Annotated in this window: 12 protein-coding genes, 7 tRNA genes, 2 rRNA genes and 1 other RNA gene; 5 read left to right on the plus strand and 17 right to left on the minus strand. The window is 46.2% G+C overall.

Annotated features, from left to right (window positions below; all coding sequences use genetic code 11):
* Positions 1–31: 31 nt before the first annotated feature.
* Together BMZ71_RS08955 and BMZ71_RS08960 are read left to right on the plus strand one after the other, a co-directional pair.
* The gene (locus BMZ71_RS08955) at positions 32–376 is read left to right on the plus strand and encodes a general stress protein (RefSeq protein ID WP_086989544.1); all 345 of its coding nucleotides are present in this window, start codon (positions 32–34) and stop codon (positions 374–376) included.
* A gap of 64 nt (positions 377–440) precedes the next feature.
* The gene (locus BMZ71_RS08960) at positions 441–812 is read left to right on the plus strand and encodes a general stress protein (RefSeq protein ID WP_086989542.1); all 372 of its coding nucleotides are present in this window, start codon (positions 441–443) and stop codon (positions 810–812) included.
* A 129-nt stretch (positions 813–941) separates the two neighbouring features.
* On the opposite strand, the gene BMZ71_RS08965 is transcribed toward BMZ71_RS08960, so the two are convergent.
* Positions 942–1394, minus strand: a complete 453-nt coding sequence (locus BMZ71_RS08965) for a helix-turn-helix transcriptional regulator (RefSeq protein WP_245734410.1) — start codon at positions 1392–1394, stop codon at positions 942–944.
* A 95-nt stretch (positions 1395–1489) separates the two neighbouring features.
* Between BMZ71_RS08965 and BMZ71_RS08970 the strand changes: the two genes are divergently transcribed.
* Together BMZ71_RS08970 and BMZ71_RS14905 are read left to right on the plus strand one after the other, a co-directional pair.
* A complete protein-coding gene (locus BMZ71_RS08970; RefSeq protein WP_086989538.1) occupies positions 1490–2068 on the plus strand; it encodes a hypothetical protein in 579 nt (192 codons plus the stop codon).
* 11 nt (positions 2069–2079) lie between these two features.
* The gene (locus tag BMZ71_RS14905; protein ID WP_177187563.1) at positions 2080–2247 is read left to right on the plus strand and encodes a hypothetical protein; all 168 of its coding nucleotides are present in this window, start codon (positions 2080–2082) and stop codon (positions 2245–2247) included.
* Positions 2248–2521: 274 nt separating this feature from the next.
* Here BMZ71_RS14905 and BMZ71_RS08975 read toward each other — a convergent pair whose 3' ends face one another.
* The 4 genes from BMZ71_RS08975 to BMZ71_RS08990 form a co-directional block, all read right to left on the minus strand.
* Positions 2522–2851 (minus strand): DUF1905 domain-containing protein, encoded by a 330-nt coding sequence (locus BMZ71_RS08975; protein ID WP_086989536.1) that lies wholly within the window; start codon positions 2849–2851, stop codon positions 2522–2524.
* Between the two features lie 120 nt (positions 2852–2971).
* Positions 2972–3058, minus strand: an RNA gene (gene ffs / locus BMZ71_RS08980) — signal recognition particle sRNA small type.
* A gap of 41 nt (positions 3059–3099) precedes the next feature.
* Positions 3100–3615 carry a tRNA adenosine(34) deaminase TadA gene (gene tadA / locus BMZ71_RS08985; protein ID WP_086989534.1) on the minus strand — a complete coding sequence of 172 codons (516 nt, stop codon included), beginning with the start codon at positions 3613–3615 and terminating at the stop codon, positions 3100–3102.
* 18 nt (positions 3616–3633) lie between these two features.
* Positions 3634–4842 carry an MFS transporter gene (locus BMZ71_RS08990; RefSeq protein WP_086989533.1) on the minus strand — a complete coding sequence of 403 codons (1209 nt, stop codon included), beginning with the start codon at positions 4840–4842 and terminating at the stop codon, positions 3634–3636.
* A gap of 208 nt (positions 4843–5050) precedes the next feature.
* Between BMZ71_RS08990 and BMZ71_RS08995 the strand changes: the two genes are divergently transcribed.
* On the plus strand, positions 5051–5947 hold the full coding sequence (locus tag BMZ71_RS08995) for a PucR family transcriptional regulator (protein WP_086989531.1): 897 nt from the start codon (positions 5051–5053) through the stop codon (positions 5945–5947).
* Between the two features lie 206 nt (positions 5948–6153).
* Here BMZ71_RS08995 and BMZ71_RS09000 read toward each other — a convergent pair whose 3' ends face one another.
* The 12 genes from BMZ71_RS09000 to BMZ71_RS09055 form a co-directional block, all read right to left on the minus strand.
* Complete coding sequence (locus BMZ71_RS09000; protein WP_068562199.1) at positions 6154–6489, minus strand: hypothetical protein; 336 nt, start codon at positions 6487–6489, stop codon at positions 6154–6156.
* A 100-nt stretch (positions 6490–6589) separates the two neighbouring features.
* Positions 6590–9076, minus strand: a complete 2487-nt coding sequence (locus BMZ71_RS09005; RefSeq protein WP_086989529.1) for an ATP-dependent Clp protease ATP-binding subunit — start codon at positions 9074–9076, stop codon at positions 6590–6592.
* A gap of 25 nt (positions 9077–9101) precedes the next feature.
* Complete coding sequence (locus BMZ71_RS09010) at positions 9102–9563, minus strand: CtsR family transcriptional regulator (protein ID WP_086989528.1); 462 nt, start codon at positions 9561–9563, stop codon at positions 9102–9104.
* Between the two features lie 331 nt (positions 9564–9894).
* Positions 9895–9968: transfer RNA gene (locus BMZ71_RS09015), tRNA-Pro, on the minus strand.
* A gap of 19 nt (positions 9969–9987) precedes the next feature.
* Positions 9988–10061 (minus strand) — tRNA-Arg (locus BMZ71_RS09020).
* A gap of 37 nt (positions 10062–10098) precedes the next feature.
* Positions 10099–10170 (minus strand) — tRNA-Gly (locus BMZ71_RS09025).
* A gap of 3 nt (positions 10171–10173) precedes the next feature.
* Positions 10174–10249, minus strand: a tRNA-Thr gene (locus BMZ71_RS09030).
* 11 nt (positions 10250–10260) lie between these two features.
* Positions 10261–10342 (minus strand) — tRNA-Leu (locus BMZ71_RS09035).
* Positions 10343–10345: 3 nt separating this feature from the next.
* Positions 10346–10418, minus strand: a tRNA-Lys gene (locus tag BMZ71_RS09040).
* A 5-nt stretch (positions 10419–10423) separates the two neighbouring features.
* Positions 10424–10496, minus strand: a tRNA-Val gene (locus BMZ71_RS09045).
* A gap of 17 nt (positions 10497–10513) precedes the next feature.
* Positions 10514–10629, minus strand: a 5S ribosomal RNA gene (rrf, locus tag BMZ71_RS09050).
* A gap of 94 nt (positions 10630–10723) precedes the next feature.
* Positions 10724–10846, minus strand: a 23S ribosomal RNA gene (locus BMZ71_RS09055); the annotation flags it as partial.

Raw genomic sequence — 10846 nt, forward strand, 5'->3', positions numbered from 1 at the left:
TTTCTTTTCTCTTGAGAAGGGGGATATCGTCATGACTTACATCATCCAGACCAGCGTCCATTCCATTGAGGAATGCAAACGTGCTGTAGAGGAACTGCATAAAAAAGGCTATACGAAAGAGCAGATCACATTGGTGACGAACAATGCCTACCAGGAAGCCATCTTGGAGAATTGGGACCTTCGCGGCGCAGACGGCGCGATTTTTTCCAGCCATTCGTTGCTGGAAAAGGTCAACAATCTGTTCAACCTGAAGCAATACGAACATTTCCAGGAAAAGACCGGGACTTTCCCCGGAGGTACGGACTTTCTTGCCGACCGCATCGCCGCCATCGAGAGCGGCAGCATCGTCATCATCACAAAAGAAGCGGACGAGTAACGGTTTCCTGATCGACTCATCAAACAGCTCTTTAACCCATAGAAAATGAAAGGACTGATGTGATATGCCAAAATTTGTGGCAGGTTCTTACCCGACCGTTGAAGCTGTGGAGGCAACCATTAAAACACTCCTCGAAAAAGGGCACAAACAAACCGATCTCCTGTTGGTCACCAACGCTTCGGATAAAAAAGAGCGGCTGACAAAAGAAACCGGCATTGAAGTCATCACCGAAACCGGACAGGATGAGAACTTCGATTGGAAGGAACTCGCCCCGCTCTACCCGTCTTTCGATGAGGAAGCCCTTTTCGAGCCATCCCCTCAGCATCCTTATCCGCAGCTGACACCGGAACAGGAAGAAGAGCAAGAACGCAAGATGCAAGGATACTTCTCCGAATTGGAGGAAGGGAATGTTTTGATCATCGTCAGCGAGGGTTAAAATAGATTTGTTCATCACTAAAAATGACCGTACTCTTATTCAGAGTACGGCCATTTTTCATTCTTCAAAAAAAGAGAGGCTCTTTTTTGCAAAGCAAGGGTGCTCACCATACTAGTACCGCTTGCACCACTAGGTAGAGAAATATATGAGCACAGCTATAAGAACAAATACATTAATAGATGAAATAATAGTGAGGTATCCACATGAAATCTTGAATAATATTGCTGGAATCTTCTCTCTCCACTGCATCACAATATACAAAGAAAGAATAGCCGCCAAAGGAATGAACATTGAAATGAAGTTCAGAAAAATAACAAAGAAATTTGTCAATCGATCATTTTTGACTGCTTCATTCTGGATTATTGGGTGCTCATCGGAATGAGGCTCCGGATCGTTTGCATCAAAAATAGTTAACAGATCAGAACCGTAGATATCGGTAAGCAATTTTATGGAATGAATGTCTGGGGTTGTTCTACCAGTTTCCCAGTTTGATATTGTTTGTCTAGAGACGTGAAGCTTTACAGCTAAATCTTCTTGCGTATAATGATGCTCTTTTCTTAATTTTTTCAGAATGTGGTTCATACCCGTAACTACCTCCGTATGCATTGATATACAAGCACTTGCAAAAGAAATTTGACAAGCAAAATTGCGCTTTTGTCAAAGAGTTTTGATAGATAATGAAGCAAAATAGCTTCATACTAATTGTAACAAACAAAAGGAGTGGTAGAAATGGAAATAAAAAAATAGTAGTATTATCTTCAATACTGTCTTTGTTAGGGACCATGGTTGTCCCTACTGCACAAGCATTCGCTAGCCAAACTCAATCTGAATCTTCATTTCAAGAAAATGAAGGCTACTTTTTGGATGAAAGGAATCAGCACTTTATGACCGTAGTCGATACTATTAGGAGCAATGGTAACAGTGCCCTTGCGGATGATCTATATTCATTTTTCAATGGTAAAATTGTGACTTCCCAAAATAGAGACCAGTTGGTTCTTGAATTTGAGGACTATTATAATCGTAGACCACAGACCCGCGCTGCCATGAGCACAGTATTAGCGACCATTGCAGCAGCTATGGCTGTGACTAGAGGGATGTATGAAGCTGGATACTACGCTGCCAGGCAGTTACATACAAGAGGGATGCTAACAAAAGAACAATATAAGCCAAATGGCGGTTGGTGGATGGCAGGAATTGCAGTCGCATTTGGAATTCCCGCTTCATTAGGTTTTGATGACTATATGTACAATAGGTAAGGAGGGATAAAATGGAGTTATTACGCTCTGCTCTGGGCTTTTTCCTAAGTAATGCTGATATTTTAGCAATCATACTTCTTTCGATCGCTGTGATTAGATTAAGCATTGACAGTACCACTCAGGAAAAAGAAATTAAAGATCTAAAGGTACAGATCGAGAATATCAAGAAAACTAAGTAACTCGACTTTCGCACTTGAAAGATCTATCTAATCCATTGATATATCAAGGTTTGTTTTAAAACCCTCAATATCAAAAATATACGCAAAAAGACACCTCTACTTTGTAAAATGCAGTTAGCACACAACACATACGAAAGAGGGATGTCTTATGACGAATATTTTACCAGAAAATCAAATTAATCAGGAATTAAATTCTTTTGTTCATCCATTTTTTCGCGAACAGAAACTGGGAACGTTACCGATTCAATCCAATCTCTGTAAAGAAGCAAGCATCTCACCGGTAATGCTGAGCCAGAATGTCATTACCCAGAATATGCTCCTCAGCATCCAACAGCCACATCGTCACCACTACCTTGTCCCCGCCACTCTTCCCTATTGATTTACGGATTTTGGCATTGATGGACATGATCGCATTTTTATCCCGCAGCGGCATCAGGTTCATCACCCCAAAGCCATAGCCGTCGATGGTGCCTCTGACTTTGATGCTTCCCCATGGTCCACTGATTTGTTTTGTGTCCGGGACTTCAATATGATAGGTCCACGCACCTTTGCCGGATACATATTTGAGTTCCAGCTCTTTGTTGTCCACTATTTTCTCTTCCAAAGTCTTTTTCCCCTTCCATTATGAGCGGTGAAGATTGAACGGAATTTCGAAATGATTCGATTCAAAAAAGAAGCAGGAGAACCGACAAAACGGTTTTTCCTGCTTCTTTGTATAAGTTATATTAACTTACAGCACATGGCGATACCTACTTATAGCTGCTTCCTTCCGGATCTGACTCAATTCATAAGATCGCCATTGCCATAAGGCCTTTCGGCATTTCTTATCATACCATAGCCAAAAATAAAAAGCTAGCCTTTTTTTTCTTCCTGCATGTGTTCGCGGAGATGCTTGCGGCTTTTTTCCTTACGTTCTTTGCGCAGCGCCCGGAAAAAATCCTGCAGCAGCGTCCGGCATTCTTCCTCCAGCACACCTCGTTCGACCTCGCTCTGATGGTTGAAACGTTCATCCTGGAGCAGGTTCATCAGCGTACCAGCCGTCCCGCCTTTCAGGTCGGATGCACCATAATAGACTTTCTTGATCCGCGACAACAGGATCGCGCCGCAGCACATCGGGCAAGGCTCCAAGGTCACATAGAGCTCCGCTTCCTCGAGCCGCCAATTCTTCTTGAATGCATTGGCCTCTCTGATCGCCGTCATTTCCGCATGCGTCGTCGCATCATTCGTCACTTCGCGTTCATTGTGACCGCGTCCGATGATTTCGCCTTTCCAGACGATCACCGCTCCGATCGGCACTTCCCCTATGGCCGCAGCCTTTTCCGCCTCCTTGATGGCTTCCCGCATATACTGTTCCTTCAACTCATCCATCTTCCCATACCTCGTCCCTTATGCTTCTTCAATCTCAGTAAGTGACATTTCACTTGCTTGTTTTTTCTTCAGTAAGGCCTCATGCATCATAATCATAACAAATAAGATGACGCCCAGATAGAGGGGGAACAAGGAAACAGTGATATGATCGGCGATCAGGCCGAATACGGGCGGCATCATCAAAATCCCCACATAAGCGGCTGCCATCTGCACACCGATGATTGCCTGTGAGCGATCGGCACCGAACAATTCAGGGGTGGAATGGATGATGCACGGATAAATAGGCGCACAACCCAGTCCGACCAACAGAAGGCCCAGCAACGCAGTCGTTTCGCCGAATGGCAGCATCAAGGCAGACACGCCTGCCACTATCAACACTTGTCCCAAACGGATCATGGCGGCATCATTGAACCGCATGGTCAAAAACCCGCTGATTGCCCGCCCGACGGTAATTCCGATAAAGAACAAACTCGCAAAACCAGCAGCCGTTTCTGCGGATAACCCTCTATGTAGGACAAGATAGCTGCTTGCCCAAAGCGCTGCCGTCTGCTCCAAGGCACAATAGCAGAAGAAAGTGATCATGATCTCTTTCGCTCCAGGGATCCTGATGATCTGCTGCAAAGAGAGGGCCTTCCCATGCGTTCCTTGTTCCTTGCCTTCCTTTTCAGAAAAATCCGCACGCTTCTTTCCCCAAAGTGGCAAGCTGAACAAGAGCACGGCTGTCAAGGCGACTTGAACAAGAGCGATATAATTGTAGCCCATGTTCCAACGATTTCCACCGTTCAAAGCGTACGCCAACACATACGGTCCCAGCGAAGCACCGACTCCCCACATACAGTGAAGCCAGCTCATGTGCCGGCTGGAATAATGCAAAGCAACGTAATTATTCAGCGATGCATCCACTCCGCCGGTACCCAGCCCATACGGAATGGCCCATAAACAAAGCGACCAAAAGGACTGACTCATGGAGAAACCAAACAAAGCGGTCGCGGTCAAAGCAACACTCACAGCAGTTACTTTGCCTGTCCCGAACCTGCGCGTAAGGCGGTCACTTTGCAAGCTGGACACAATGGTTCCCACCGCGATGATCATTGAAATACCCCCAGCATAAGAAACCGGCACACCGAATTCCCTGTACATCGTCGGCCAAGCGGAACCCAACAATGCATCAGGCAAGCCTAAACTGATAAAAGCAAGATAAATGATTGCCAATAGTAAACTGAACATCTTTTTGTGTAGCCTCCTTGTCTCTTTGATTCCAATCTCCATTTTACCTTAAAAGAAAATAATTAGACATTATCTTTACATTGAAAATCCCTCATTGTCTGACGATGGCCAGTTTCCTATTTTTTTCGCGCAAATAAGCGATAATAGTGCTAAAATAGATAAAAAGGCCTTGCAAACGACAGGCTATCCCGAAAAATGAGGTGACGGTTTGAATCAAAACGAACTCCAACAATTATTCCCGGAAGCAAAAATCACAACTGCGCCCAGTCTCGGGCCAACTTACTTCACCCTGCCTTTTCAGAGCCGTTGGGTACATATCCCAGAACACACGCTGAATGGCCGCGAAAAAGCACTTTTGAAGCAATTGCTGCTCAACGAGGACCAGACATCCGAAATTCCGCAAAATCCTTGGGCACAGTTTTTGTTGGGCCATAAAACCGACATACCCTCTGGACTAGCGCAGACCCAATTGCTCCAGTTCAGCCTTTCCTATCGGGAAGAGGATGCGGGTTCTTTCGATCAAGCACTGTGGCTCGATGCTTTCAGCCAGACATTGCCACTTGTCCGCGATTGCTTCTTTTTGAATAGCAAAAGCGGCGTATTCATCCTCGACAGCCCGGAGCCTTACTGCATCGATGACGAACTGGCGGCGGTGCTCGATATTCTGGATGACGACTTCAGCCTGCGCACAACCCTTTACCTCGGCCAAAGGTGGCCTGTCGATGCCCGCTTGCCGCTCCTTTTCGAAGAGGAGAGGAAAATCTTTGCGGCCAGCCGAACAATCGCTAAAGGCAACAAGATCACAACGCTTGCCGCAATCGCGCTCCCTTACTTCATCTCGGAATCAGGAAGCCAAAACCCAGTACTGCAAGCCTTGCAGACTACGATCGGATCCAGCGACGGCACGGACGAACTGATTACAGCCATGTGGCGGAACCAAGGAAACCTGTCGAAAGCGGCTGCTGACCTTTACCTGCATCGCAATACGCTTCAGTATCGGATTGATCGCTTTTTCGATGCGACCGGCTTGTCCTTGAAGAACATGGATGACCTGGCCTTGGCATATCTCGCCATTACTGCGGTCGCGGGGATACCCAACAACTAAAAAACGGCTATCCCACATCGGGACAGCCGTTTTTCCTTTTTAAAGCACGTTACTTGCCGGAAAAATGTCGATTAGATCTCCATGGAGAAGCGACTAGGATACCGTGGCTCCGGTCGTCCGATTCTTCCTATTTATCGGACATCTGTCAGAATACCGCACAAAAAAAAGGATTGTCTGCAGATGAGACAATCCTTGTTTCAACATTCTTATCTATGCAACTTATCGCCTACGCTGTCTTTTACATCGCCGGCCTTGTCCTTAAAATCAGAGAATAGGTCCATTGCTGACTCTTTCCAATCGCCTGCTCTGTCGACAACACGCAAGAATCCATCGATTTCATCATCCGTCAAATCCTCGATTGCCTTCAAAAACTTTTGGCTGCCCTTGAGATGATCCTTCACAAAATTTTTCATGCGCTGACGGTTCAAGTAGGAGCCGATTTTGTCCACTGCTTCTTCCTCATATGCCAAAGCTGCTGCAATTGCCGCAATCGCTGCTGTAGCACCCAAACCGATCAACAATGCTTTTTTAGAATTCTTCATCTTGTTTGTTCCCTCCTCTAACTTCTGTACCTGTATTTTAGCACAAACGGTAGCGATAGCCGAACAATAACCCTGCCTGCCAAATGTGGACACGCCACTTTTAGGAATTTACGGGAATTTTTTTGTCTTTGTTTTCCTGCTTAGCGGGCTTCACGGCAATCCGGATCGTGCCTTTTTGGGCGCCGATCGTAACGGTGTCGCCGAATTTGATCAAGCCGCTCAGCATTTCTTCACTCAACTTATCTTCGATCTCTTTTTGGATTGCGCGTCTGATCGGACGTGCACCATATTCCGGATCGAATCCAGCTTTTGCGATGACATCGATGGCTGCAGGCGTGATGCGCACATGGATATCGAGATCCTTCAGACGTTTCACGATACTGTTCGCCATCAATTTAACGATTTCATGCAATTCGTCCTTCTCCAATGAGTGGAAGACGATCGTTTCGTCGATACGGTTCAGGAACTCCGGGCGGAAACTGTTCTTCAGTTCTTCACGGATACGTTTCTCCATCGCCTTATAGTCATGCTTGAGGTTCTTAGCCGCGAATCCGACTGACTTCTCATCACGTAAAGCTGTTGCCCCTAAATTGGAGGTCATGATTAAGATCGTATTGCGGAAATCGACTTTCCGACCTTTTGAATCAGTCAGATGACCGTCATCAAGCACTTGCAGGAGGATATTGAAGACGTCCGGGTGGGCTTTTTCCACCTCATCGAGAAGAATGACCGAGTACGGTTTCTGACGGATTTTCTCTGTCAATTGACCGCCTTCATCATAGCCGACATAGCCGGGAGGGGAGCCGATCAGACGACTTGTGCTGTATTTTTCCATGTATTCGGACATATCCAAACGAACCAAGGAGTCTTCTGTCCCGAACATTGCTTCCGCCAACGTTTTCGCAAGCTCTGTTTTGCCGACTCCAGTAGGGCCCAGGAACAGGAAGGACCCGATTGGGCGGTTTGGATCCTTCAAACCGGAACGTGCGCGTCTGATGGCGCGAGCCACCGCACTGACCGCCTCGGATTGCCCAATGACGCGTTCATGCAACACTTTTTCCAGCCTCATCAAACGATCGCTTTCCTTCTGCTCCATCTGGTTGACAGGAATCCCGGTCCACAAAGCCACGACTTCAGCTACATCATTTTCGGTTACTTTCAGGTCGTAGTGCGTGATTGTTTGGGCTTGTTGTTCCACCATTTTTTGGAATTTCTGCTTCTTCGTCATTTCACGTTTGCGGATGCGAGCAGCTTTATCAAAATCCTGGTTCAGGATCGCTTCTTCTTTGTCTTTCGACAACTTCGCAATTTCCATCTCCAGTTTTCCGATCGGTGTATCCCCGTGTGTGACATCCAAACGGACTTTCGCGGCCGATTCATCAATCAGATCAATCGCTTTATCCGGCAATCGTCTAGAAGTGATGTAGCGCACCGATAGCTGGACCGCTGCTTTCAAGGCCTCATCCGTGATTTCCACGCCATGGTGCTCCTCATAACGGGAACGCAAGCCACGCATGATTTCAACCGATTCCTCAGGTGTAGGCTCATCGATATGGATAGGTGCGAAACGTCTTTCCAGCGCCGCATCCTTTTCGATATATTTTTGGTACTCATCTAGGGTGGTGGCACCGATCGTCTGCAATTCGCCCCTTGCCAATGCCGGTTTCAGGATGTTGGAAGCATCGATTGCCCCTTCCGCTCCGCCTGCACCGATCAAGGTGTGCAACTCATCGATGAAGAGGATGACATTGCCGTCATTGTAGATTTCATCAATGATTTTTTTCATTCTTTCCTCGAATTCACCGCGGTATTTCGTACCCGCTACCAGCGAACCCATATCCAACATCATGATGCGCTTGTTTGCCAATGTGTCCGGAACATCGCCGGCTACGATTTTCTGTGCCAAACCTTCCACGATGGCGGTCTTGCCGACTCCCGGTTCCCCTACCAAAACAGGATTGTTCTTCGTTCTGCGGGAAACGATTTGCATGATACGACGGACTTCCTTGTCGCGTCCAACGATCGGATCCATCCGGTTTTCACGCGCCAAGTCAGTCAGATTGCGGGCCAACGAATCCAACGTCGGCGTTCCTTCTTCCACTTTATCCGTCTTTTTGGCTGAACGCATATCCGGTTTGGCTGGTTGTTTGATGCCCAGTTTCTCATAGAGAGACTTACGCAACAAATTCGGATCGATCTGCAGATTTTTGATGATTTTGACTGCAAGAATTTCTTCTTTCAATAAGCCCAACAAAAGGTGTTCGGTTCCTACCAAGGGAACTCCTAATTTGTGTGCTTCGTTTGTCGCATACATAATGACTTTTTTGGCCCGAGGAGAAAATGGCAACGGTGCATTGAAGTCTTCCGCATTCATTTGACCGAAACCGGTCAGATGAACAATCTCTTCGCGGACTCCTTCCTCATCAATATCGTAGCCACGCAACACTTTTCCGGCAATGCCTTCTTGTTCCCGGACTAATCCGAGAAGCATATGTTCCGTTCCGATGGATTGATGCTTAAATTTGTGCGCTTCTTCTGTTGCCAACAACAATACTTGGCTGGCTTTTTCTGTAAATAATTCATCCATTTTTAACGCCTCCTCTACGGGCTATCTATTCAAAGCGCAAGCTGTTCAAGAAATTTCTCAACAGCAAGGCTCGTATTCTTTCTTCATGTTCGCCTGTGTATGGGGCAAGTGACTTATCCAATACCGACAACATCAGGTTTCCTTCACGTTTCGTGATGATCCCGCGACTGTATAGATTTTGGGTTACCGCAAACGCATCTTTCTGGGTGATGCTTTCGCCTACTATAGCGATAAGTTTATCCAACAATTCTGCTTGATCGAGGATCTTCACTTTCATGATGCGTATATAACCGCCCCCGCCGCGTTTGCTTTCGACCGCGTAGCCTTGCTGTTCCGTAAAACGGGTATTGATGACATAGTTGATTTGTGAAGGTACGCAATTGAAACGATCCGCCATTTCATTCCTTCTGATTTCAATCTGCTCTTCTGCATTCAGAATCTTTTTGATGTATGCTTCGATGATATCTGACATATTCTGACCATGCATGGAATGGATGCCTCCCTTCCCCTGACTAATTTTGACTATTATATATTTATATTATGCTATTCCTACATAACTGTCAAATGGAAAGAGCTATCCGAGGGCTTTTACAGCAAATTATTCAAGAGAGCTTTGAAGCTCATCCGTACTGCTCTGCAGACCCTTTATAACAGCATATTTCACTAACATCTTCGACAAGATTACCGAAGAATGTTACTCATTATATACTGAAAGGTGAAAAACGGCAATATTTCTATCTGAAAAGCTGACAGGGGTTGGTTAATACAAAAATAGACGCAGAAATCATCGGAATGATTTCTGCGTCTATTTTTATTTATCGGGAAGACAGGATTCGAACCTGCGACCCCTTGGTCCCAAACCAAGTGCTCTACCAAGCTGAGCTACTTCCCGGTGATCATTTTGTAAAAAATGCACCCAACAGGAGGCGAACCTGTAACCGCTTGATTCGTAGTCAAGTACTCTATCCAATTGAGCTATGGGTGCTTCATGAATGATGATAAACTTCATTAAAATAAAAAAAAGCGGAAGACGGGGTTCGAACCCGCGACCCCCACCTTGGCAAGGTGATGTTCTACCACTGAACTACTTCCGCGAATGGTGCCGGCTAAAGGATTCGAACCCTCGACCCTCTGATTACAAATCAGATGCTCTACCAACTGAGCTAAGCCGGCGTATTCAATTATGCGGGTGAAGGGACTTGAACCCCCACGCCTTGCGGCGCTAGATCCTAAATCTAGTGCGTCTGCCAATTCCGCCACACCCGCAAATGAGTTATGCAGGGCTCGAACCTGCGACCCTCTGATTAAAAGTCAGATGCTCTACCAACTGAGCTAATAACTCATGGATGGAGGTTGACGGGATCGAACCGCCGACATCCTGCTTGTAAGGCAGACGCTCTCCCAGCTGAGCTAAACCTCCATGATATAAATATAAATGCGCGGCAACGTCCTAGTCTCACAAAGGGAAACCCTTCACTACAATCGGCGCTAAGAAGCTTAACTTCTGTGTTCGAGATGGGAACAGGTGTGACCTTCTTGCCATAGTCACCGCACATTTTTAATTAGAGAACATTGTTCTCTCAAAACTGAATCTACAAAAGTAAAGGGAACCCGAAAACACCGCTTGAGTTTTCTTCTTTTTAAAAATTGGTTAAGTCCTCGACCGATTAGTATTGGTCCGCTCCATACATCGCTGTACTTCCACTCCCAACCTATCTACCTGATCATCTCTCAGGGGTCTTACTCACTTAAAGTGATGGGAAATCTCAT

The sequence above is a fragment of the Trichococcus flocculiformis genome (assembly GCF_900113645.1).
Classification (GTDB): domain Bacteria; phylum Bacillota; class Bacilli; order Lactobacillales; family Aerococcaceae; genus Trichococcus; species Trichococcus flocculiformis.